18 protein-coding genes and 1 pseudogene are annotated in these 22,454 nt (G+C 68.7%); 13 read left to right on the top strand and 6 right to left on the bottom strand.

Annotated features, from left to right (window positions below; genetic code table 11):
* Positions 1-210: 210 nt before the first annotated feature.
* Entirely contained in the window at positions 211-456 is a 246-nt protein-coding gene (locus E1211_RS18690) for an FAD-binding protein (RefSeq protein ID WP_132350288.1), read from the bottom strand.
* Between the two features lie 198 nt (positions 457-654).
* Here E1211_RS18690 and E1211_RS18685 point away from each other — a divergent pair.
* Positions 655-968 (top strand): annotated as a pseudogene (locus E1211_RS18685) (transposase family protein); the annotation flags it as partial.
* Between the two features lie 14 nt (positions 969-982).
* On the opposite strand, the gene E1211_RS18680 reads toward E1211_RS18685, so the two are convergent.
* Together E1211_RS18680 and E1211_RS33460 are read right to left on the bottom strand one after the other, a co-directional pair.
* Positions 983-1,918, bottom strand: a complete 936-nt coding sequence (locus E1211_RS18680; RefSeq protein WP_132350287.1) for an LLM class F420-dependent oxidoreductase — start codon at positions 1,916-1,918, stop codon at positions 983-985.
* 173 nt (positions 1,919-2,091) lie between these two features.
* Complete coding sequence (locus E1211_RS33460) at positions 2,092-2,256, bottom strand: BBE domain-containing protein (RefSeq protein WP_243709589.1); 165 nt, start codon at positions 2,254-2,256, stop codon at positions 2,092-2,094.
* Between the two features lie 1,084 nt (positions 2,257-3,340).
* On the opposite strand from E1211_RS33460, the gene E1211_RS18670 reads away from it, so the two are divergent.
* Positions 3,341-4,288, top strand: coding sequence for a helix-turn-helix transcriptional regulator (locus E1211_RS18670; RefSeq protein ID WP_243709588.1), 948 nt, complete (start codon positions 3,341-3,343; stop codon positions 4,286-4,288).
* A gap of 85 nt (positions 4,289-4,373) precedes the next feature.
* Here E1211_RS18670 and E1211_RS18665 read toward each other — a convergent pair whose 3' ends face one another.
* Positions 4,374-7,322, bottom strand: a complete 2,949-nt coding sequence (locus tag E1211_RS18665; RefSeq protein WP_132350285.1) for a M4 family metallopeptidase — start codon at positions 7,320-7,322, stop codon at positions 4,374-4,376.
* Between the two features lie 506 nt (positions 7,323-7,828).
* Between E1211_RS18665 and E1211_RS18660 the strand changes: the two genes are divergently transcribed.
* From E1211_RS18660 to E1211_RS18650, 3 genes are read left to right on the top strand one after another with little or no spacing between them, the layout of a single operon-like run.
* On the top strand, positions 7,829-8,533 hold the full coding sequence (locus E1211_RS18660) for a 4-carboxy-4-hydroxy-2-oxoadipate aldolase/oxaloacetate decarboxylase (RefSeq protein ID WP_132350284.1): 705 nt from the start codon (positions 7,829-7,831) through the stop codon (positions 8,531-8,533).
* A complete protein-coding gene (locus E1211_RS18655) occupies positions 8,530-9,606 on the top strand; it encodes a 4-oxalomesaconate tautomerase (protein ID WP_132350283.1) in 1,077 nt (358 codons plus the stop codon). Before E1211_RS18660 ends, E1211_RS18655 begins: the two co-directional genes overlap by 4 nt.
* Positions 9,607-9,651: 45 nt before the next feature.
* Positions 9,652-10,464, top strand: a complete 813-nt coding sequence (locus E1211_RS18650; RefSeq protein ID WP_132350282.1) for an NAD(P)-dependent oxidoreductase — start codon at positions 9,652-9,654, stop codon at positions 10,462-10,464.
* Positions 10,465-10,504: 40 nt separating this feature from the next.
* Here the strand turns inward: E1211_RS18650 and E1211_RS18645 are convergent, their stop codons facing one another.
* Positions 10,505-11,161: a GntR family transcriptional regulator gene (locus E1211_RS18645; protein ID WP_132350281.1), complete on the bottom strand. Its 657-nt coding sequence runs from the start codon at positions 11,159-11,161 to the stop codon at positions 10,505-10,507.
* Positions 11,162-11,396: 235 nt separating this feature from the next.
* Here E1211_RS18645 and E1211_RS18640 point away from each other — a divergent pair, with 235 nt between their 5' ends.
* The 8 genes from E1211_RS18640 (at position 11,397) to E1211_RS18605 (ending at position 21,625) form a co-directional block, all read left to right on the top strand.
* Positions 11,397-12,416 carry an amidohydrolase family protein gene (locus E1211_RS18640; RefSeq protein WP_132350280.1) on the top strand — a complete coding sequence of 340 codons (1,020 nt, stop codon included), beginning with the start codon at positions 11,397-11,399 and terminating at the stop codon, positions 12,414-12,416.
* A 56-nt stretch (positions 12,417-12,472) separates the two neighbouring features.
* A complete protein-coding gene (locus E1211_RS18635; protein ID WP_132350289.1) occupies positions 12,473-13,198 on the top strand; it encodes a GntR family transcriptional regulator in 726 nt (241 codons plus the stop codon).
* Positions 13,199-13,284: 86 nt separating this feature from the next.
* Positions 13,285-14,220: a DUF6282 family protein gene (locus tag E1211_RS18630; RefSeq protein WP_132350279.1), complete on the top strand. Its 936-nt coding sequence runs from the start codon at positions 13,285-13,287 to the stop codon at positions 14,218-14,220.
* Positions 14,217-14,984, top strand: a complete 768-nt coding sequence (locus E1211_RS18625; protein ID WP_132350278.1) for an ABC transporter ATP-binding protein — start codon at positions 14,217-14,219, stop codon at positions 14,982-14,984. Before E1211_RS18630 ends, E1211_RS18625 begins: the two co-directional genes overlap by 4 nt.
* Positions 14,981-15,838: an ABC transporter permease gene (locus E1211_RS18620; protein WP_132350277.1), complete on the top strand. Its 858-nt coding sequence runs from the start codon at positions 14,981-14,983 to the stop codon at positions 15,836-15,838. Before E1211_RS18625 ends, E1211_RS18620 begins: the two co-directional genes overlap by 4 nt.
* Before the next feature lie 53 nt (positions 15,839-15,891).
* Positions 15,892-16,956: an ABC transporter substrate-binding protein gene (locus E1211_RS18615; protein WP_132350276.1), complete on the top strand. Its 1,065-nt coding sequence runs from the start codon at positions 15,892-15,894 to the stop codon at positions 16,954-16,956.
* A 177-nt stretch (positions 16,957-17,133) separates the two neighbouring features.
* Complete coding sequence (locus E1211_RS18610) at positions 17,134-20,061, top strand: FAD-binding and (Fe-S)-binding domain-containing protein (protein ID WP_132350275.1); 2,928 nt, start codon at positions 17,134-17,136, stop codon at positions 20,059-20,061.
* A 424-nt stretch (positions 20,062-20,485) separates the two neighbouring features.
* Positions 20,486-21,625 (top strand): DUF4365 domain-containing protein, encoded by a 1,140-nt coding sequence (locus tag E1211_RS18605; protein WP_132350274.1) that lies wholly within the window; start codon positions 20,486-20,488, stop codon positions 21,623-21,625.
* A gap of 635 nt (positions 21,626-22,260) precedes the next feature.
* Here E1211_RS18605 and E1211_RS18600 read toward each other — a convergent pair.
* The coding region (locus tag E1211_RS18600) for a transposase family protein (protein ID WP_165947264.1) at positions 22,261-22,454 on the bottom strand (194 nt) is incomplete at its 5' end.

The following is a 22,454-nucleotide window of genomic DNA, read 5'->3' as shown; positions in this document are numbered from 1 at the left end:
CGCACCACCCGGCTCCGGAAGCAGCGGCGCAATCACCACCCACGCCTCATCAGTCAACTCACCACGACGCACCACCAGCACATCGTCAACCATCAACCACTACAAGATCGACAGGACACGCCCTAGGAGCGATGACCGGCCGCCGGGGGCTTTGGTCGATGGGCCTTGGTTGGTGGAGCCTCGATGGGCCGTCCCGTAGCCCATCGAAACTCACGTCCACCAGAACAGGTCCGGCTCCCTGTCGGCGGTGGCCTGCCGCAACTCACCGTTTGCGGTCACCACCTCGATACGCCGGACATGGTCGGCGGCGTACCCCTGCGAGCGGCCCAGCACGGGGCTCTGCCCGCCCCCGAGGGTGTAGCCGATCACGCTGACCGTCGGCGCGGAACCGCTCAGCGGCGCAAGCCCGTGCTTGGCTGTCTCGGACGAAGCCCTGGCCCAGTCGACACCGCCCAGCTCAGGCCGCGGCCGCTCAGCCGGACAGCCTCACTCGTTCACATGGAGCCTCTCCGTGCTGCTCTGCGGAAGTCCGTGGGGGGCAGACTGCCTTCTCAAGCGGGATGCCCTCGTAGGTCCAGCGAAACGGACGGGCGTGTTCGTTCCACTGGACCATCCGCGGCCGGCGCGTGTCGAGCAGCACGTCATGGTGCATGGGATCCGACCGCCGCACGCGGTCAGGGCATCGGTGATGCCCTGACCGGCGCGGGTGAAATGATCATCGTCGATAAGGGCTACCAGGGCATCCGTGGCAACGTGCGCACACCGTTCGAGCGGCGCCGCTTCCGGCCGAAGCTGTCACGCAGGCAGAGGCCGTGAACCGGGCCCACGCGAAGATCCGTGCCCGCGGAGAACGAGCGATCGCCAGGCTCGAGACCTGGAAGATCCTGGTCAAGGTGCGCTGCTGCCCGCGCCGAGCCACCGCGATCGTCCAAGTCCTGCACCACGTCGAAACCACCCGCTACGCATGATGAAGATGGCTCAGTCACAGTCCTGCGCCACGCACGGCCTCGTGAACCGCCGCGCTGTTGTCGATCAGCTCGTTGACGTCCTTGCTGGCCACAGTCGTAGTGACATAGACGTGGTGCACGCCGCCCTCGGCCAGGACCGCCAGGTCTTCGACCAGCTGCTTGGGGCTGCCGGCGAAGGGTTGGCGGCCCTGCGCCGGCACCTCGGACAGGTCCTGCACGGCCACCTGGACGATGCAGTTGATCTCGGCCGGGTCCCGTGCCGCCTCGGCTGCCATTTCACGCAGCTGCGCGAGCTGCGCCACGACCTGCTCTGGCGGGATGCCGGTGGGCAGCCAGCCGGTGCCGCGGCGGGCGATGCGGCGCAGCGCGGCAGGACCGAGACCGCCCAGGTAGATCGGGATTTGGCGAGCCGGCTTCGGTCTCACCGTCGCCGGGGCGATGCGGTAGCGGTCGTTGTCGAACGAGACCGGGTCGGGGCCCCACACCGCCGAGGCCATGTCCAGGAACTCGTCGAGGGCCGTGCCGCGCTCGGAGTACGGTCGTGGCGCGGCCGCGTCGAACTCGTCGATCGACCAGCCGACGCCAAGGCCCGCGATGACTCGGCCACCCGACTGGTGATCCAGTGTCGCGAGCGTTCGGGCCAGCCGAAACGGCGTGTGCAGCGGCGGAACGAGGACTCCTGTGCCCAGCTCGATCCGCTCGGTGACGGCAGCAGCCATCGCCAGAGTGACCAGTGCCTCGCCGGTGGACTCATATCGGTCGAACCAGGGCATGTCAGGGATGTTGTACAGACCGTGGGGACCGCTCTGGTCGACGGGCATGAGAATACGCTCGTACGCCCAGAGACTGTCGTACCCGATCTCTTCGGCCGCCCGCGCGAACTTCACGACGTCCGTCGTCAAGTCGTACAGGGAGTCCTGCGGAAGGTTGACGCCAAGCTTCAGTGGCATATGACTTACTCCTTTTCTCGATGCAGGAATGGGAGCGCGGCGAGCGCGTCAGCGGAACGCACCCGTTGGGCAGCGAGTGGCAGGTTCCGGCGCATCTGATTCGACACCGGTAGCACCCTGGACATGATCAATTCGTCGATCATGTCCAGGGTGCTACCTGGTCGGCCGTTTGATCAGGCGGTTGGTGCCACGTTGTGGTTGAGCCGGAACATGTTGGTCGGGTCGTAGGTCTTCTTGACGGCCGCCAGGCGCTCGTAGCGCTCCGGGCCGTAGGCCGCGGCAACGTCGGTCGCCTGCACGATCACCGCGGGCACCAGGTCGTGATTCCGGTCGAACACGGCGCGTTCGTCGTCGTACCCCGTACCCCGCGTCGCCCGGCAGTAGAACCGAACCCGCCACCGCGGCCGCGAGCGGCGCGACCTCCTCCGGCAATACCGGCGGCAGAGACAAATCGTCGAAACTCATGACAAGTCCTTACTAGGAGGGATGACTCGGGCGCACAGTCGGCTACGCGTTGCGCTCATACGGTCCGTAGGTGATGCCTGCCGCCCTGCACGATCGATATTTCCTTCGTCGCCCGTTTCGCGTTCTCGTCAGAGAGACGAGGTAGCCCGTCCGGGTGTGACACGTCGTCTACGTCACCCGGCGGCGGGATCTCCGCGGCATGTAGGGTCAGCCACGGCCGATCGCCGGAGGTCGTGGTGCGCTGTGGGGCGTGAGTGACAGCTGGTCTGACCAGCGCGTACCGTAGGCCGTCAATCACGACAAACTCGTGCGGGTTGGTCCCAACCAACAGCGACGATGTCTGCCGCGGTTTGTCGCCGGCAACGCACCGGTGACCATGAAACCGAAGTACGCGGGCGTGCGACGGTGACCAGACCGGGCTCGGCCGCGGTGAGCAGGTCCGCCAGTACCTGTTCCGGGGAAGCGGGGGCCGAGGGCAACGGGCGGGAGAATGGCATTGGCCACCTCAGCCTGGTCCAGTTGCGCTTTGACCGGCGGTTCCAGCAACCACCGGCGGTAGTAGGCAGCGTGGTCAGCGGCAAAGTGAAACAGCTGACTTAGTTCCTCCACCGACGCGCATCTCGATATCCAGGGTCAACGCCCCCAGAGCTCTACAGGCTTCAGCAGCGGTCATGATCCTCAACGAGGCGCCGACCTCGATTCCCGGCTCGACGGCCATTGGCGGGTACGGGCGTCGGGCGTCCTCAGTTGCCAGACGGCTGGTACAACTTGCACCGGCCGAGCAGCCTGGGCCACCGCGGTCCCGCCGACTAGGAGGCCACCCTGGCGGCCTGACCCACCACACCGATGGTGTCCGCCAAAGCGGAGCAAGCGCAGACCACAGGAGTGTCAGAACGTATGGACGGAACTTCAGGCAGCCCGTGGGCGGTAGCCGGTCTGGATCCACTCGCCGGGCGGGTGTTGGAGCATCTGGTGGCGGTGCGTTCGGCGGACGTCACCGATGTGGCCGCGGCGGTCGGGGTGTCCCTGGCGGAGGCGGAACGAGCACTACGCCACCTTGCGGACTCCGCACTGGTGCTGCAGATCGACGGCACGGCGCCGCGATGGGTCGCCGGCCCCCCGAGGTCGTCGCTCAGCGCCCTGCTGGCGCGGCGGCGGGCCGAACTGGCCCGCGTCGAGGGCCTCGTGGAGCAACTTCACGAGGTGTACGAGGCGATGTCCGGGCCACGCACTGCGCACCTGGTGGAGGTGCTGGAACGCGAGGACGAGGTGCTGGCGCGCTACGGTCAGCTGCTGAAGGGGAGTTCGGTTGAGGTACTGCATCTGGCCAAGCCGCCGTATGTGACGACCACGCAGGCGTCCGTCGGGGAGTCGGCAGTGGCACCCGGGGTGCGGATGCGGTCGGTGTACGAGACGGAAGGCTTCACCGATGCGGTGTCGCTCAAGACGGCGCTGCGCGGGACGGGCCAGGGCGGGGAACTGCGGCTGGCGGCCCGGCTGCCGGTGAAGTTGGTGGTGTTCGACCGGGCGGCGGCTCTGCTGCCGGTGCGCGGGGACCGCCCGGCGGCGGGTTCATTGGTGGTGCACTCGCCCGCGCTGGTGGTGGCGCTGGTGGCGCTGTTCGAGAGCGTGTGGGAGCGCGCCGACCCGGTGTCGCTGGCGAGCCGACCCGATGGGCCGGCCCTGAAGGACAGTCTGACGACCGTGGGGCCGGACCTGCGCACACGGGAAATCCTGCACATGATGGCGACCGGGATGAAGGACGAGGCGATCGCCCGCGTGCTCAAAGTGAGCCGCCGTACCGTGCAGAAGCATGTCAGCGATGCGGGTTCCCTGCTCGGTGCCCGGACTCGGTTCCAGATCGCACTGCTGGCGGCGGAGCGGGGGTGGCTGAAGGATCGGTGAGGACATCCCGAACACGGCGGCGCGCCGGGACCTCCCATCAGGAGATACCGGCGCGCCGTCGTGCATCGCGTCCCCTGGCAGGGGATCACTCGCAGGACTTGGCTCCCTTCGCGTACGCCAGGCCGAAACCGCCTGCCGACGAGTCCATGAAGATCACCTCGCGCCCCGCGCCAGCGGTCGCGAACATCTGCGCGCCCGGGCTGCAGGACGCCGGGCCGACGTACTCTCCGTCGAACGTGTACTGCTTGAGCTTCGGGTTGAGCGCGTTGTCCGGGTAGCCGCCGGTGGAGAGCCAGAGGTCGTACGGGGCCTCCTCGGTGACCGTGAGCGTCGTGTCGGACAGCGTGAGGACGTCGGCGCGGATCGCCTGCGGCGAGTTCTCCTCGAAGAGCAGGTGGCTCGTGCGGGTGGCGAAGTCGAAGAGCCGTACGGAGTCGTTGAACGTCCCTTGGTTCCACTGGCCGTCGACCAACCTGCCGTAGTCGCGGTTGATGACCCAGGCGACGCCGGTGCCGGACACCTGGGGGTAGCTCATCGTCTCGGCGCCGGGGTCACCGCCGGCGAAGGTCGTCTTCCCCGTCGCGAGGTCGTACACCTCGACACCCAGCGACCACCGGTTGCCGTTGGCGTCGGGCTGCGCGTAGTCCTCGTACCGGACGTAGGAGATCTTTCCGTTCTTGACGCTCGGTGCCGTCGCGTTCCCGACCCAGTCCGGGTGTGCGAGGGTGTGGACGGTCCGCGAGCGGCCCTGCAGGTAGCGCACGACGTCGCGGTAGCCCTGCTCCGGGTCGTACTGGCTCCACGTCACGACGGTGCCGTCGAAGCCCAGGCCGTTGATCCGGTACGGGGAGCGGTACAGCTCCTCCACGTGGCCGCCGCCGATGGGTGCCGACAGGATGCGGTCGGTCTCCCACGTCGGCGAGTTCTGGTCCGCCTCGATCGACAGCCACACGACCCGCTTGCCGTCGGTGTGCGGGAAGCTGTGCGGGTTCCCGTCGTTGGGGGAGATCCGGTACGGGGCGACCTTGCCGTCGGTGCGGCCCACCCAGATAGACGTCGGCTCGGTGCGGTTCGCGTCCGCCCGCGGCACGGCGAACCAGCCGCCGGCCATGCTCGCCGTCATGTCGACGTACATTCCGGTGTTGAGCCGGTCGACGAGGAGGTCGGTCTTCTTGCCGTAGAGGTTCGCCTTCCACTTCGCGGTGATCCCGCGCGAGTCGAACGCCGCCCGCACCACCTTGAGGTCCTTGTTGCTCAGCCCGGAGGACTTGGCGGAGGCGAGCACCGCCTCGCGGGCGTCCACGAAGTCGGACATGGGCGTGAGGTAGTCGGTGAGCGCCCGGTAGACGATCTTGTCAGCGACCGGGCCGCCGAACGCCTGTCGCAGGTCCCACAGCGCCCCGGACACGATCGTCGAGTTGAGGTGCACGCCACCGTCGTCCATCTGCGGCGTGTCCATCAGGTGCTGGAAGTCCGCCGTGGTGGCGCCGTCGTCGAGATCACGTAGGGCACACTTGGTCGGCGCCAGGGTGCGGCAGAGGTCGCCGCCGATCAGGCTCGCCTCGGGGTCGGTCATCGGCGTACCGGCCGCGTCGAGGTCGATGGCGTTGCCGAAGTAGTCGGCGATCGCCTCGTTGAGCGCGCCCGGCTGGCCGGCGTAGACGAGGCTGGCGGAGTTCTCCACCACACCGTGCGTCATCTCGTGGCCCACCACATCCGGGTCGGCGGCCAGGGGCAGGTACTCGTCGTCGCCGCTGCCGTACACCATCCGGGTGCCGTCCCAGTAGGCGTTGACCCACGGGGAGCCGCCGTAGGTGATGCCGACGATCGAGTTGATCGCCATGCCGTTGTCGTCCAGGCTGTTACGCCCGAGCTTCGTCTGGAACCACTCGAACACCTGCGCGGCGTCCCAGGCCGCGTCCACGGCGCCGGCGTCGGTGAGGTCCGTACCGAGCGTGCTCGACGGCGACGCGAACGGCCCGACGCCCTCGGGCAGCTGGCCGTCGAGCAGGTCGTAGTAGTCCCGGCCCCGGGCGTCCCAGGTGGTGATCGGCACCGTCCGGCCGTCCGGGAGGGTGTGGGTCTGGTCGATCATGAGGTACGAGTCCGCGTCATCGGTCCGGACGAGCGGGACCGGCACGGTGGCGCCGTGCAGGCTCTTGCCCTCGCCCACGACCGAGGTCGTGCCGCTGCCCGACGCGGACGGCGCCGGCACGGTCCGCGGCGCGACGGCGGTCCCGCCGGCGGCCAGGGCCGCGGCCTGCTGCGCGGTGGCGAAGGACTTGATCCGGCTGACGCTGAGCAGCGTCACCCCGTTCGTCGCGCCCACGTACACGTCGCGGAGCACGGGCTGGCCCGTGGCGACGTCCTTACCCTTGACGAGCACGCGCCGCGCGAGCACACCGCTGCCGGTCGGCATGACCACGAGCCCCTGGTCGGTGCCGGTGAGGTCGGCGCGGGCCGCGCAGTTCGCCGTGCCGGGCCGCGGCGCCCCGGCCACGACGGCCGCGCCGGGGTGCAGACTCTTGCGTACGTCCTCGACCGCTCGGGCGATCGCGACGTCGGCGGGCATCGTCGGGCGCGTCGTGTCGACGTCGAGGTCGGTGAAGTAGCTGCCCGACGTGCCGGTCACCGCGCGCTTGCCGGCCTTCTTCTCCATCCGCACCACGTACTGGCCGCCGAACACGGGCAGGCCCTTGTACTTCTGGTTGAGCCGGACCGTCTCCCGCTCGCCCCGGGTGTCGACGCCCGCCGTGGTGAGCGTGCCGGCCGGGTCGGCGATCCTGTAGCGGTCCTTGTGGCCCGTGAGGTGGGCCTTGGCGGCCTTGTCCGCTGCGATCGTGGCGTCGACCGGCTCGGCCAGGTCGTCCACGAGCGCAGGGGTGTCCGTAGCGGGCGCCACGGTGACCGGAACCGACGCCTCCGCGTCCGTCGTCGTGCTCGCCGGCGCGGCGTTCGCGGCTTGGGCGGTGGTGCCGAGGAGAGCGGCCGCCGCCAGGATGGCGAGGGCGGGTGGTGCCTTGACTCTGCGCATCTGTTGCTCCTGCAAGGGGGTCCAGCGCCCGGCCGACTCCTTGCGGCACGGGATTTGATCACCCTCACTGCGGTGTCGCCACCGGCACAAGGACCACTTTGCGCAGCTGCACAAGTCAGAAGCTCGCCGAGGAGGCGCCGATCCGATCGATGCTCGGTCGGCCGTACTACGCCGGGACGTCCAACGGCTGCCGGTGCTGGTCCGGCGTCTTGCAACAGAAGTGTTGACAATCTTGTCGCCAGCCGCCTAGCGTCGGCGCAAGATCTGTTGGGGGTGAGCCATGGAGAGAATCTCCAGCGGCGACGTGGCCGGCCGACAGGTGGACCAGGTGCGGTGGCGCGAAGCGACCACCAGCGGCGAGTACATCGCTGGCGATCTGTCAACGAATCGCGGCGTCCGCGCGCGTACGGTCTCGACCGCGGCGGCGGCCCGGACCCGGCTGAGCCGAGTCGGCCGCCGCCCCGACAAACGAGCGCTCGACCTTCCCGCTAGAAGGAGATCCCCGGATGAGGACTGTCGTCGTCACTGATCCACCGCGCGCCGACGTCGGCGATGCGGCGCGTCTGGGCAGGTACGGGGTGGCCACCGTGCACGAGGCGCTCGGCCGCGTCGGCTACCTCGGCCCCGAGTTCCGGCCCGCGTGGCCGGGTGCGCGCATCGGTGGCACTGCCGTCACCGTGCTGTGCTGGCCCGGGGACAACCTGATGATCCACGTTGCGGTGGAGCAGTGCCGGCCCGGTGACGTCCTGGTGGTCGCGACCAACTCGCCCTCGACCGATGGACTCTTCGGTGAGCTGTTCGCCACCGCCCTGGCCAAGCGGGGCATCCGTGGTGTGGTGCTGGCCAGTGGGGTGCGCGACGTCGCGGAGCTGCGGGAGATGGGGTTCCCGGCCTGGTCGCGGGCGGTCAGCGCGCAGGGCTCGGTCAAGGCCACGGCCGGGTCGGTGAACGTACCGATCGTCCTCGGCGGGCAAACCGTGCACCCAGGTGACGTGATCGTCGCCGACGACGACGGCGTCATGGTCGTACCCAGGGCCGACGTGCCGCGGGCGCTGACCGCCGCGCAGGCCCGGACGGATAAGGAGGCCGCCAGCCGCGCGGCTTTCGAGCAGGGCGAGCTGGGCCTGGACCGCTACGGGCTCCGTGACAAGCTCAACGACTTCGGCATCGAGTACGTCTCCTACGACGAGTACCTCAAGGGTGGACGGTGAGCTACGACGACACCGGGGTGCGCTGCACCATGATGCGTGGCGGCACCTCCCGCGGCCTGTACTTCGAGGCTGCCGACCTGCCGGCCGACACGGCCGAGCGGGACGAGCTGCTGCTGCGGCTGATGGGCAGCCCCGGTGCGCGCCAGATCGACGGCCTCGGCGGGGGCACCTCGCTCACCAGCAAGGTCGCCGTCGTGAGTCGGTCGGCGAACCCGGACGTGGACGTCGACTACCTGTTCCTCCAGCTCGGCGTCGATAGCGCGACGGTCAGCGACCGCCAGAACTGCGGCAACATTCTGGCCGGCGTGGGGCCCTTCGCCGTCGAACGCGGACTGGTTCCGGCGGGACAGCGTGAGACCAGCGTACGGATTCGGATGGTCAACTCCGGCAGCGTCGCGGTGGCCACCTTCCCGACCCCGGGTGGTCGTCCCGAGTATCGTGGCGATCTTGCGATCGCTGGGGTTCCCGGCACCGCGGCACCGGTCGTTCTCGCTTTCAGTGACACGGCGGGCTCGGCGACCGGCAGTCTGCTGCCGACCGGCAGGGTCCGGGACTCGATCGACGGCGTCGACGTGACCTGTGTCGACAACGGCATGCCGCTGGTCGTGGCGCGGGCGGAGTCGTTCGGCCTGACCGGCTATGAGACGCACGAGCAGTTGGCTGCCGACGCCGCGCTGCTCGAGCGCATCGACGCCCTGCGGATCAAGGCGGGTGCCCTCATGGGTCTCGGGGACGTGAGCCGGTCCTCCGTACCGAAGACGGCGTTGGTCGCCGCCGCGCGCGACGGCGGCCAGGTCTGCACCCGGTCCTTCATTCCTGTCCAGCCGCACACCTCGATCGGTGTGCTGGCCGCGGTCAGTGTGGTCACCGGCATGCTGCTGCCGGGCGCGGTCGGTCACGAGCTCACCGTGGACTGGCCGGCCGAGCGCTCGCAGGTCGACGTGGAGCATCCGACCGGACACTTGCTGGTGGACGTGACGGTCGACGCCGGCGTCTCTCCACCGCAGGTCGTCCGCTCAGGTGTCGTACGCACTGCCCGCAAGCTCTTCGAGGGCATCGCCTTTCCCCGCTGACGTTGCCCCTCTGATCCGTGCGTTCATCGACGATGTGGAGACGACATGACCCCGCTGCAGAAGACTGATCGCCTGGAGGCCGGCAGGGTTGTCCGAATCGCCGTCCTCGGGCTGGGGGAGGCCGGCTCGGAGATCGCCCGTGATCTGGTAGCGGCCGGCGCCGACGTCCGGGGCTACGACCCGAAGGTGCGGTACGCCGACGGCGTCGCCCCTCGGGCCGACGAGGCCGACGCGGTGCGCGACGCCGATCTGGTGCTCAGTGTCAACAGCTCCCACGACGCGATGGACGCGCTGCGCCACGCGTTGCCCTGCGTGCGACCGGAGACGATCTGGGCCGACCTCAACACCGCTTCGCCGGGTCTGAAGGCGGCGCTCGCGGAGGCGGCCGGGGCGTCCATCCCGGTCGTCGACGTCGCGCTGATGGCGCCGGTTCCGGGCAAGGGGTTGCGTACCCCCATGCTGGTGTCCGGTGCCGCCGCCGACCGGTACGCGGCCATCCTGTCCGACTTCGGCGCGCAGGTGGCGATTCAGCCGGGGCCGGCGGGCGCGGCCATCTCCCGCAAACTGCTCCGCAGCGTCTTCTACAAGGGACTGGCGGCGGCGGTGGTGGAAGCGATGGCCGCTGCGGAGGCGGCAGGCTGCGCCGACTGGCTGCGCGACAACATCAGCTCCGAGTTGGCCGGCTTCGACCAGCGCACGATTGACAGGCTGATCGACGGGACCCACCAGCACGCCCGCCGGCGGGCGGACGAGATGACCGCTGCCGCCGAGCAGCTCGAGGAGCTGGGGGTCCCGGCGAGGATCAGTGCGGCGACGCGTGATCTGCTGATCGACCTGCGCGACAAAGGTGGCCGATAGTCCGCCGGTGCCGGCCGGGCGGACAGTGGTCCGCCCGGCTCTACTCGGCGTCGGCCTCCTGCAGTGCCGTGATGACGCTGTTCAAGTGTGCGCGGGTGGCGGCCTCGGCGTCGGCGGGGTCGCGGCGTGCGATCCCGTCGATGATCGCGAGGTGCTCCTGGAGGGACACCTGTGGGCGGCCGGCGCGCAGCGCGAGCCGGAACTGGTGGCGAACGAGCTGACCGTTGAGCCGGTCGAGCAGCCCCGAGGCCACCGGTTGCGCCGCGTACTCGCGTACGAGGCGGTGGAGTTCCCGGTTGAGCGCTGAGTACTTCATCGGATCACCGTCGGCGACCGCACGCTGCATCTTGTCGCCGAGATCGGTCAGTACGGCGATCTGCTCGTCGGTGACCTGTTCGGCTGCCTTGGCGGCACAGAGGCCCTCGAGGACCATGCGGCACTCGGTGATCGCCACCGCCTCGGCCACGGACACGACCCGTACGCGGGCGCCGCGGTTCGGGATGCGTTCGACCAGTCCCTCGGCGGCCAGGTCGAACAGCGCCGAGCGGAGACTGGCGCGGCTGACGCTGAACGACTCGGCGAGCTCTGCCTCCACCAGCCGCTGTCCGGGCGCGAGATCGCCGTTCATCAGCGCGGCGCGTAGTGCGTCGGCCGCCAGCCTTGTGGCGGCGGCACCCTCACGCGGGGTCTTGGCCAAACCGGACCTCCCTCAGTCGCGGATGAGTATATGGCCTCTGTGGAGGCCGTGGTCGAAATATTGTCGACAATCTGCTCGACATCTATTGCGACGATGTTGTGTGGTGGTTACGGTCACAGTTGCCGAGCGGCATTCGCGAGCGTGACGCGGGAGGCCATCAGCCCCGAATCACATCGCCTGCCGGTGAACGGAGCTGGTTCTGCCGATCAGCCGACGCCAAGGAGCCCTGGGACACGTGATCATCGACTGCCATGGCCACTACACGACCGCGCCGCAGGCGCACACGTCGTGGCGAGAGGCGCAGCAGGCGGCCTTCAGTGCCGGCGAAGAACCGCCGGCCTACCCCGGCATCTCGGACGACGAGATCCGCGAGACGATCGAGGGAAGCCAGCTGCGACTCATGGCCGAGCGCGGGATCGACCTGACCATCTTCTCGCCGCGCGCCTCAGCCATGGGCCATCACATCGGTGACGAGGCCGTCAGCAGCCGCTGGGCGCAGGTCTCCAACGACCTCATCGCGCGCGTGGTCGAGCTGTACCCGGAGAACTTCATCGGAGTCTGCCAGCTCCCGCAGTCGCCCGGAGCCCCCATCTCGCACTCCGTGGCTGAGCTGCGACGCTGCGTGCTGGAGCTCGGGTTCGTGGGATGCAATCTCAACCCCGACACCAGCGGTGGCCACTGGACCTCCCCGCCTCTTACCGACCGCAGCTGGTATCCCTTCTACGAGGCGATGGTAGAGCTGCAGGTGCCGGCGATGGTGCACGTCTCCGCGGTGACCAACGCGAACTTCCACGCCACCGGGTCGCACTACCTCAACGCCGACACCACCGCGTTCATGCAGTTCCTGCAGTCGGACCTCTTCAAGGACTTCCCAGACCTGCGATTCGTCATCCCGCACGGTGGGGGAGCGGTGCCCTACCACTGGGGCCGCTTCCGAGGGCTAGCGGACATGCTCAACCGCCCCGCATTGGACGAGTCGGTCATGGACAACGTCTTCTTCGACACCTGCGTGTACCACCAGCCCGGCATCGACCTGCTCTTCAGCGTCATCGGCGTCGACAACATCCTGTTCGGCTCCGAGATGGTCGGCGCGGTCCGGGGCATCGATCCGCAGACCGGCCACCACTTCGACGACACCCTGCGGTACGTGGACGCGCTGCAGCTGGCGCCGGGAGACCGGGAGAAGGTCCTCGAGCGCAACGCCCGCCGGGTCTACCCGCGACTGGATGCGGCACTGAAGGCCAGGAACCGTTGAGAACCGTGTCTGCCCGCTCGATCCCGCAGCCGATGAAAGGAGCCGTCGTGGACGCCATGCCACCGCCGCAGTCGGTGCCGACGACCGCCGGCCGCAACGGCCGCGGGCGGATCGCCGCCGATGAGGCGTACGCGAGACTGCGCGAGGACATCGTCCGGGGGCGGCTGATGCCCAACCAGCGGCTGGTCGAGGTCGACCTGGCCGTCACGCTCGGGGTAGGCCGCACCGCGGTCCGCACCGTGCTCGCCCGACTCGAGCAGGAAGGGCTCGTGGTCCATGAGCCGAACCGCGGAGCCCGGGTGCGGATGGTGACCGAGGCCGAGGCCCTGGAGATCACCCAGGCACGCGGCGCGCTCGAGGCACTCGCCGCCCGCGAGGCCGCTGTGAAGGCCACACCAGCGGAGGTCACGTTCATGCGCGAGACGCTCGCGCAGATGTCGGCCTGCCTGAAGGCGGGCGACCTGCTGGCGTACTCGGACGGCAACGCCCGGATGCACGCGAAGATCATCGAGGCGTCCCGGCATCACACGGCCACTCGACTCATCGCCGGGCTCAAGGCACAGATGGTGCGTTTCCAATACCGCACGGTGCTCGTTCCCGGACGGTCCGCCCGGTCCTTCGTCGAGCACACCCGGATCGTCGACGCCATCGAGGCGGGTGACCCGGACGCCGCCGAGGCCGCGATGCGCTACCACCTCTCCCACGTCGCAGACACCCTGCACGAGATGACGTCCGCCCACGCGCAGCACCGCGCGTCTCCATCTCACCTCGTCCACTTCTGAATCGTGAATCCACCACATCACAGCTCGACCGGCCACCGCGGTGCCACACGTCGCGGGGCGATGTCCTGATTTCCCTTGGAGGCTCCGTGAGTGACCACCCCACCCCCTCGGCCCGAGCCCGTGAACTCGTCGTCGGGGCGTACGACACGCACATCCACGTCGCGCCGGACGTGATGCGCCGACGCATCGACGACGTCTCGTTGGCGCGCCGGTTCGCCGAGGTCGGTCTGGCCGGCTTCGTACTGAAGTCGCACTACGTGCCCACCGCCGAGCGGGCCGAAGTGGTGCGCAACACCGTGCCCGGCGTGGACGTGCTCGGCGCAATCACGCTGAACGGCTCGGTGGGCGGGCTCAACCCGGTGGCCGTGGAGATCGCGGGCCGGCAGGGCGCGCGGATCGTCTGGCTGCCCACCGTCGACTGCGCCAACCAGCGGGACTGCCAGGCCAGCGAGCCGGAGGGCGCCACCCCGCCGATGTGGGCGCAACTGCAGGCCGACCTGGCCGAGCAGGGCATCATGGCCCCGGCGATCGACGTCGTCGACTCCGACGGTGCGATCGTGCCGGCGCTCCGGGAGGTGCTGAGCGTCATCGCCAAGCACGACATGGTGCTGGCGACCGGGCACCTGTCCGGTGACGAGATCACCACCGTCGTCGACGCGGCGGCCGACCTCGGGGTGCGGCGCATCGTCGTCACGCACCCGGAGTTCACCTCCCAGCGACTGTCGGTGCAGGTGCAGCGGCACCTGGCCGGGCGGGGCGCGCTGATGGAACGCTGCTTCACCACCGCGTACACCGGAAAGGTCAGCTGGGACACCCTGTTCGACCACATCCGGCAGGTCGGCCCCGAGCACTCGCTGCTCTCCTCCGACCTCGGCCAGCCGTTCAACCCCCCGGTGGAGGACGGTCTCGCGCTGCTGGCCGACCGGCTGCTGGCGGCCGGGTTCACCGAGGACGAGGTACGCGTGATGGCAGTGACGAACACCCGTCGCGTCGCGGCGGCGCCGTCGGCGGCGACAGCATGAGCGCCGCCGTCATCGAGGTGCAGGGCCTGTCCAAGCACTTCCGCAAGGACGACGAGGAACTGATCGCGCTGCGCGGCGTCGACCTGACCGTCGAACAGGGGTCCTTCCTGGTCCTGCTGGGACGCAGCGGTTGCGGCAAGTCGACCCTGCTCAACCTCCTCGCCGGGCTGACCCCGCCGACCAGCGGGCAGATCACGTACGGCGGCAAGCCGATGCGCGGACCCAACACGCAGGTCGGCTACCTGACCCAGCACGACACGCTGATGCCGTGGCGTGACGTCGCCCGCAACGTGCAGATGCCCCGCGAGCTGCGCGGCGAGAGCAAGAAGGAACGGGCCGCGGTCGCCGCCGAGCTGATCAAGCTCGTCGGCCTGGACGGCTTCGAGCGGCACTACCCGCGCGAGCTGTCCGGTGGCATGCGCCGACGTGCCAGCCTGGCCCGGATGCTGTGTGCTGACCCGGAGACGCTGCTGCTCGACGAGCCGTTCGGCGCGCTGGACGCCCAACTGCGCACCGAACTGCAGGGCGAACTGCTGCGGCTGTGGTCCGGCAGCGGGCGCACAGTCGTCTTCGTCACCCACGACATCGAGGAGGCGCTGATCCTCGCCGACCGCGTCGTGGTGCTCGGGCCGGTCGGCACGATCCTGCTCGACCAGCCGGTGGACCTGCCCCGGCCGCGCGATCCCGACGACATTCGAGTCGACCCACACTTCGTCGAACTGCACCGGCGGCTGTCCGCGGCGCTGAAGGAGGGGGCACGATGAGCGCCACCACGACCCCGCAAGTGGGCGCGGTCGCCAGGCCTGCGGGCCCCCTGCGGGAGACGTCCCGGCGCACCTGGCGCCAGCGGCACGGCCGCAAAACCCTGATCTGGGGGTGGCGGATCGGGCTGCTCGTCGTCCTGCTGGTGGTCTGGCAGGCACTGTCGGGTCCCGTCCTCGACCCGCAGTTCGTCAGCAGCCCGAACGGCATCGCCACCCGGCTCGGCGACTGGGTCGCCGACGGCACACTGTGGTCGAACACCTGGATCACCGTGCAGGAGATCGTGCTCGGTTTCCTCGTCGGTGCGCTGTCCGGCGCCGCGTTGGCCTACCTGATCGCCTCCGTCCGAGTGGTCTGGGACATCCTGGACCCGTTCCTCATGGCGCTCTACGCCATCCCGAAGGTCGCCCTGGCGCCGCTGTTCATCGTCTGGTTCGGCATCGGCACCGACATGAAGGTGCTGCTCGCCGCCGTCACCGTGTTCTTCCTGGTCTTCCTGAACACGGCAGCCGGTGTGCACGAAGTGGACCGCGCGCTGGTCGACGCCGTACGGCTGATGAACGGCACCCGCCGGGACATCGCCTTCAAGGTCGTCCTGCCCGCCTCGATGACCGGCCTACTGACCGGACTGCGGGTCTCCATCCCGTACGCGCTGATCGGCGCGGTCATCGGTGAGCTCGTGGCATCCAACCGTGGCCTCGGGTATCTGATCAGCGATTCGTCCGCGAAGTTCGACACCGACGGAGTGTTCGCCACCCTTGTCGTGCTCAGCGTCATCGCCGCCGCCCTGAACGCCATCGTCAACCTCCTGGGCAAGCGGGCCAACCGCTGGAAGCCCCTGGACGCCGAGGCCTGACATGCCCGCTCAGACGCAGCTCCTCACCCGTCCCTCAGCCGAAAGAGTCCACCATGATCAGCAGTAGAACATCCGTATTGCGCCGTCTCGGGGCCATCGTTGCCGTCTCGGCGGCGCTGCTCGCCGCCGGCTGTGCCAACAAGGGCGACAGCAGCGAGCCGGCCACCGGCGCCGACGCCATGCGCCTCAACGTCGGACAGATCAGCGACTCCGTCGCGTTCTTCCCGCTGTTCGTCGCCGAACACGAGGGCTACTTCAAGGCCGAAGGGCTCACCCTGGGAGAACGCCCCCGGCTCGGCACCGGCGCCAAGCTGGCTGCGGCCGTCCAGTCCGGCAGCATCGACGTTGCCGGCGGTGTGATGACCGATGCGTTCAACCTGCACAAGATCAACAACAAGGCGCGGGTGGTCGGCTCCCTCGTCGATGCCTACTACGTCGACATTATCGCCGGATCGAATATCCCGACCGCCGGCGACTCGGCGCCGCTGAACGAGCGGATCCAGGCCCTGCGCGGCAAGAAGATCGGCATGACCGGGCCGGGCAGCGGCACCGAGGCGCTGGTGAACTACCTGTTCAAGCAGGCGAACCTCGACCCCAAGAACGATGCGACCCTGGTCAACCTCGGCGCCGACGCGTCCGCCGCGATCGGTGCGCTGAAGGCCGGCCGGGTCGACGCCCTGTCGTTCTTTCAGCCGATTGGGCAGCAGGCCGTGGCCACCGGAGTCGGCCGTGTCTACATCTCGCCCGCTCGCGGTGACGTCCCCGCTCTCAAGGACGCCATCCACGGTGTCGTCTTCACCACCCAGAACGTCATCGACCGAAAGGGCAAGGCGGTCGGCGCGTTCCTGCGCGCCATCGCCAAGGCCGAGCAGACCATCAACGGCGACCCGGCAAAGGCCACCGAACTGCTGCAGCAGTACCAGAAGACGATGAACGCCCAGACGGTTCAGGCACTCGTACCGGTCCTGCAGGCGGAGATCCCGGACGCCCCGACACCCACCGAGACCGCCTACAACGTCTCGGCGGACTTCCACCGACAGACCGGCCTGGTGCCCACCACGCCCACGTTCGCCGACATCATTCCCTCCGAGTGGATCGCCACCGCGATCAAGGGCTGACAAGCAGCAGCCGCCATCGTGTCGACCGGACCCCCCGCGACGGGTCCGGTCGGTACAAAAGCACCTCGGTTTCCGAGTGAGCGCGGCGCGGGAGCGACATGCGCATCGATCACAAGTACGGGCAACGACTGGTGCCGTCGGATACCGCCGCCCGCATGTCAACGAGGGAGGGCAGCAATGAAATCGGTGCGCGCACCGGGGCTCAGCGATGACCTCGTCGCGGCGCTTCGGAAGGCAGTCGACGGGGATGTCGACGACTCCGAACGCCGCCGGGCCGAGTACTCCACCGACGCGTCGAACTACCGGGTGCCCCCGCGGGTAGTGGTGGCCCCGCGAGACAACGACGACGTGCTCGCCGCCCTGGACGTGGCCCGCCGCCTCACAGTGCCGGTCACCGCCCGCGGCGCGGGTACGTCGGTGGCGGGCAACGCAGTCGGCACCGGAATGGTGCTCGACTTCTCCCGGTACATGAACCGGATCATCGCGCTCGACCCCGACGCCCGAACCGCCGTGGTCCAGCCAGGGGTGGTGATGTCCTCCCTGCAGGCCGCGGCCGCTCCCCACGGGCTGCGCTTCGGCCCCGACCCGTCAACGCAGAACCGGGCGACGCTGGGCGGGATGATTGGAAACAACGCGTGCGGCCCCCACGCTGTCGCCTACGGGCGAACGGCCGACAACATCGTCTCGCTCGATGTCGCCGACGGTGCCGGGCGCCGATTCCACGCCGGCGCCGGCGCTGGCGCGCTGGACGTGGTCGCGGGCCTGGACGCCCTGGTGCACGCGAACCTGGCGACGATCCGCACCGAGCTGGGCCGCTTCAGTCGCCAGGTTTCCGGCTACTCCCTCGAGCACCTCCTTCCCGAGCACGGCCGCGACCTGGCCAAGATGCTCGTCGGCACCGAGGGCACCCTGGTCACGGTCCTGCAGGCCACGGTGAACCTCGTACCCGTGCCGGCCGCCCCGGTCGTCGTCGCGCTGGGATACCCGGACATGCCGACGGCCGCCGACGCGGTACCCGCGTTTCTGACCCACCGGCCCCTGGCGATCGAGGGCATGGACGCCCGCCTCGTCGAGGTCGTACGCCGCCACCGCGGAGCGGGTGCCGTGCCACAGCTGCCGACCGGTGGCGGATGGCTGCTCGTAGAAGTCGGCGCCGAGGCCGGCGAGGGCGCTGACGACGTGCTGACCCGGGCGTACGCGCTCGCCGCCGACGCCGGCACCGACGCGGTACGAGTCGTCCCGGCAGGGGCTGAGGCGGCGGCGCTGTGGCGCATCCGAGCCGACGGCGCCGGACTGGGCGGACGGACCCCGAGCGGGGCTCCGGCGTGGCCGGGCTGGGAGGACGCCGCCGTTCCGCCTGAACGGCTGGGCGACTACCTACGCGATTTCACCGCGCTGATGGCGGACCGTGGCGTGGACGGGCTGCTCTACGGGCACTTCGGGGACGGATGCGTGCACGTCCGCCTGGACCTACCCCTGGAGACACCCGCCGGGATCGGGCCCTCCCGGGCCTTCCTCGAAGCATCCGCGGACCTCATCGCCTCCTACGGCGGGTCACTCTCCGGCGAGCACGGAGACGGGCGGGCCCGTTCGGAGCTGCTGACGCGCATGTACACCCCCGAGGTGATCGGCCTGTTCGGCCAGGTCAAAGCGCTATTCGACCCGCAGAACGTGCTGAACCCGGGGATTGTCGTGGACCCGCGGCCGCTGGACTCGGACCTGCGCCGGCCCGCCGCCCGCCCGACCTCGCCCCGGCACGGGTTCGCCTTCGCCGACGACGGCGGGGACTTCACCCGCGCGGTCCACCGCTGCACCGGGGTGGGAAAATGCCGGGCCGACAACTCCAGCGCGGGCGGGTTCATGTGCCCGAGCTACCAGGCGACCCGGGACGAGAAAGACGTCACCCGCGGCCGCGCACGGGTGCTGCAGGAGCTGACCAACGGCTCGCTGGTCACCGACTGGCGCTCCCCGGCGGTGCTCGAGTCCCTCGACCTGTGCCTGTCCTGCAAGGCCTGCTCAACGGACTGCCCCACCGGCACCGACATGGCCCGCTACAAATCCGAATTCCTCCACCGCGCCTACACAGGCAAAGTGCGTCCACGCAACCACTATCTCCTCGGCCAGCTGCCCCGCTGGTCCTCCCTGATCACTAAGATCCCGGCCCTGGCCAGGCTGACCAACACAGTGCTCAGGAACCGCCCCATCGCGAAGGCGGCGCTCGCCGCGGGCGGGATGGACCCCCGCCGGCAGATCGTCACCTTCGCCGAGGAACGCTTTTCCGCCTGGTTCGAAAAGCAGGGCCGCGCGACCGTGCCGGATAACCCGGCGCTCGCCGCCACGCCGCCCCCGTCGTCCTCTCCGCCGCGGCCGGTGCTGCTGTGGGCGGACACGTTCTCCGACACGCTGGATCCAGCCGGGGCGCGGGCCACTGCCGCCGTCCTGCAGGAAGCCGGGTACACCGTGATCGTGCCCGAGGAGTCCGCCTGCTGCGGGCTCACCTGGATCTCCACCGGCCAGTTGGACGGGGCCAAGAGACGCCTGACCCACCTACTCGCCGTCCTGGCGCCCTACGCCACCGACGGGATCCCCATCGTGGGCGTCGAACCCTCGTGCACCGCCGTGCTGCGCTCAGACCTGGTCGACCTCCTCCCAGACGATGCCCGCGCCCGGATCCTCGCCGCCGGCACCTACACCCTCGCCGAGCTGCTCACCGCCCCCGCTCCACTGGGCCCCGGTCCCGGCTGGACCCCGCCATCGCTTTCAGGCGTCGAGGTCGTCGCGCAGCCGCACTGCCACCACCACTCGGTCATGGGCTGGGAAGCCGACGCCGCGCTCCTGGCCCAGGCAGGCGCGTCCGTGACCCGGCTGACCGGGTGCTGCGGCCTGGCCGGCAACTTCGGCATGGAGGCCGGCCACTACGACACGTCCGTCGCCGTCGCCGAGAACGCCCTGCTGCCCGCCCTGCGCAATGCTGGGCCGGACACCGTCTACCTCGCGGACGGCTTCTCCTGCCGCACCCAGGCCGACCATCTCGCTGGCCGTCAGGGCGTCCACCTCGCCGAACTCCTCGCTCGCGGCAACTACTCACCAACGGCCACTCGGTGATGAGGTCTGGCCGGCTCACCCAGGCCGGTTTCCACACAAAAACGGGTTGCTAGGCCATCAAACCCCTGCATGTCATCCTCGGACAGCGGCCGTATCGCAGGGCGGGCCAGAGGAGAGGGGAGCAACGGCGCCAGCAGATGTTTGGCGGCGGTGAGTAGATGCGGTCCGGCGGCGTACACCAGCGGCGGCTGGCTCCGCCGTCACGACGTGAGCTGGCCAGACCGGCTCCGCAGCGCCTTGGCCTGCCGGGTTGTTGTAGCACCAGCGTGGTCGCGTCGTAGCACCTGCACCGCCCTTGTCACCTGCGCCGCACCAGGTGCTCGCCCACACGCGACATTCCCAACGGTGTACGGGCTGGCACCGTCGCCGCGCCCCTGGCGCTGCTTGAACCACACGAAGGCGCGCAGCATGCGCCTGAGCTGTCATGCCGAAGAGCGTGCGGACCGGCATGTCCATCCGCAGCTACGATGAATCGGTGAGCTTACCTGCCGTCGGTGACGAGACGTTCACTGAACGCGAAGGGGTTAACGAGGTTGCTCGTGTCGTCAATAGGGCCCGTTGCCTCTGGCGAGAAACCACTATGCACGATGTGGGCATCGACGGGCAGATTGAATACGTTCATGCCAGTGAGGCGACGGGTCGCATCGTCCTCGTTCAAATCAAGACGGGCGTCAGCTTCTTCAAGGCCAAGATCGGAAATTGCTTCCGATATTATCCGCAGGACAAGCATGTAAACTATTGGGAGTCTGCGCCGCTTCCTGTGATCCTCATCTTGAGGAACCCCGAGACCGATCTGACGTGCTGGGTGGATGCACGGGACTCTCTGCGGTCCGGCAACAAGTACATAGACGTGCCGTCGGACAATATATTCGATGAGTCAGGCGTACTTCGCGCTCTGGAGCGCTCGGGGCCCCTCCCAACATCCCGTTCAGGGCCCGCGGAGATTTTTGCTGGCATGGTAAATGCGAAACCGCCGTCTGCGGACCTGCCTGTCGACTTCTCTGATCTGTTCGTTCATGGACTCACGGACCTAGTCAAGTCAGTCTACTTCGACATGGGCCTTGTCATGGACATCGCCCAGGCCAAGCGAGCACTGTTGAACCCTGGCATGGGCGTGGGGATCGGAGCCCCGGAATACGATCATCTCTTCAAGTACGTCTCATTCTTGATCGCTCACGATCTCGCCCGTGTGGACTACGACTATTTCATCAGGCACTGGGATCACCTTGCGATGGTTGGTCGCTTCATTGCACCACTTACGGCAAGGGGTCGCGAACTCGTCGACCACATCCACGAACTCGACTTGCAGTGGCAGGAACGCGCCGCTCCCTCGGCCGGCGACTTTATCACCTTGACCGACGCCCAATATCTTGCGGTCCTAAATGCCTGGAGGCTGCACGAACTGCCGCCTGGCCTCACGCAAGTGCCCGGGATTCAAGTGGTCCAGGACAAAGCCTTCCAGGGTATTTACCCTTTTGAGGTGGTGAGACGAGTACCGATCTTCGAGGCATTCAAAGGCTGGTATATAGATAGTCGAAGAAGCATCGAAACTGCAGACTCGTAAGGAAGTTCCGGCCGCCTAAACAGAACTCCGGAGAATCTCGGTATAGGTGACGCCCTGAAGTAGCGCTGAAGGCCATCTGTGCAGCGGCGCCCTGTCCGGGGCGCCGCTGCACAGATATGTTCATCACAAGTGGTCAATCTCTGAAGAGCCCGTGAGGCGAGGACGATGACGCGCTGCGAATCCATGATGGGCGCCACCTACGATTCAGCTCACGACTCGGCCGCCGAGCCAGATGACGCCGAGCGCCAGCGCCTTTCCGAGATTGAGCTGCATCACCCATACGGGGTCATCCTCGCGTCGAGATCGGAGTGAGCCCGCGCCGGTCCGAGGCCGGTGAGTAAATTGGCCCGCCAGCCGGCTACCGAAGGCGGCCGGCCGACACACAAGTGGACGGTTCCGGCCGGAGCCACAACTCGAGCCCGTTGATCAGACGCTGACGGTCTGACCGATGCCATCATGCCGTGCGCATCACGCGCCGCCCGGGCCAACTTCGAAGCCGTCGCACGTCCTAATCCCACAAGCGGTAGCCACGGCCAGCCGCCGCTGTAAGCCGCCGCAAGGGCCACGTCGGTCCACCCGCGGCCCGCGGCTCATATGGTGGGCAAGAACCAAAAGACTTGAGCATTGGGCCTTTTTCATCCTGCGTAGCGGTTGGCTTCGACGTGGTGCAGAACGAGGATGGCCTGCACGATCGGAGTCGCTCGCCGTGGGCAGCAGCGCAGCTTGTTCAGGATCTTCCAGGTCTTGAGGGTGGCGATCGCCCGTTCGCCGCGGGCGCGGATTTTCGCGTGGGCGCGGTTCACGGCCTTCTGGCGGCGTGAGAGCTTCG

The sequence above is a fragment of the Micromonospora sp. 15K316 genome, assembly GCF_004348525.1.
GTDB lineage: Bacteria > Actinomycetota > Actinomycetes > Mycobacteriales > Micromonosporaceae > Micromonospora.
This window is presented reverse-complemented; position numbering and strand designations above follow the sequence as displayed.

Excerpts from the sequence above, each read along its gene's own strand:
- E1211_RS18665 (WP_132350285.1), bottom strand. The coding sequence starts at position 7,322 with ATGCGCAGAGTCAAGGCACCACCCGCCCTCGCCATCCTGGCGGCGGCC.
- E1211_RS18610 (WP_132350275.1), top strand. The coding sequence starts at position 17,134 with ATGAAATCGGTGCGCGCACCGGGGCTCAGCGATGACCTCGTCGCGGCG.
- E1211_RS18625 (WP_132350278.1), top strand. The coding sequence starts at position 14,217 with ATGAGCGCCGCCGTCATCGAGGTGCAGGGCCTGTCCAAGCACTTCCGC.
- E1211_RS18650 (WP_132350282.1), top strand. The coding sequence starts at position 9,652 with ATGACCCCGCTGCAGAAGACTGATCGCCTGGAGGCCGGCAGGGTTGTC.
- E1211_RS18605 (WP_132350274.1), top strand. The coding sequence starts at position 20,486 with ATGCCGAAGAGCGTGCGGACCGGCATGTCCATCCGCAGCTACGATGAA.
- E1211_RS18680 (WP_132350287.1), bottom strand. The coding sequence starts at position 1,918 with ATGCCACTGAAGCTTGGCGTCAACCTTCCGCAGGACTCCCTGTACGAC.
- E1211_RS18660 (WP_132350284.1), top strand. The coding sequence starts at position 7,829 with ATGAGGACTGTCGTCGTCACTGATCCACCGCGCGCCGACGTCGGCGAT.
- E1211_RS18635 (WP_132350289.1), top strand. The coding sequence starts at position 12,473 with ATGCCACCGCCGCAGTCGGTGCCGACGACCGCCGGCCGCAACGGCCGC.
- E1211_RS18615 (WP_132350276.1), top strand. The coding sequence starts at position 15,892 with ATGATCAGCAGTAGAACATCCGTATTGCGCCGTCTCGGGGCCATCGTT.
- E1211_RS18620 (WP_132350277.1), top strand. The coding sequence starts at position 14,981 with ATGAGCGCCACCACGACCCCGCAAGTGGGCGCGGTCGCCAGGCCTGCG.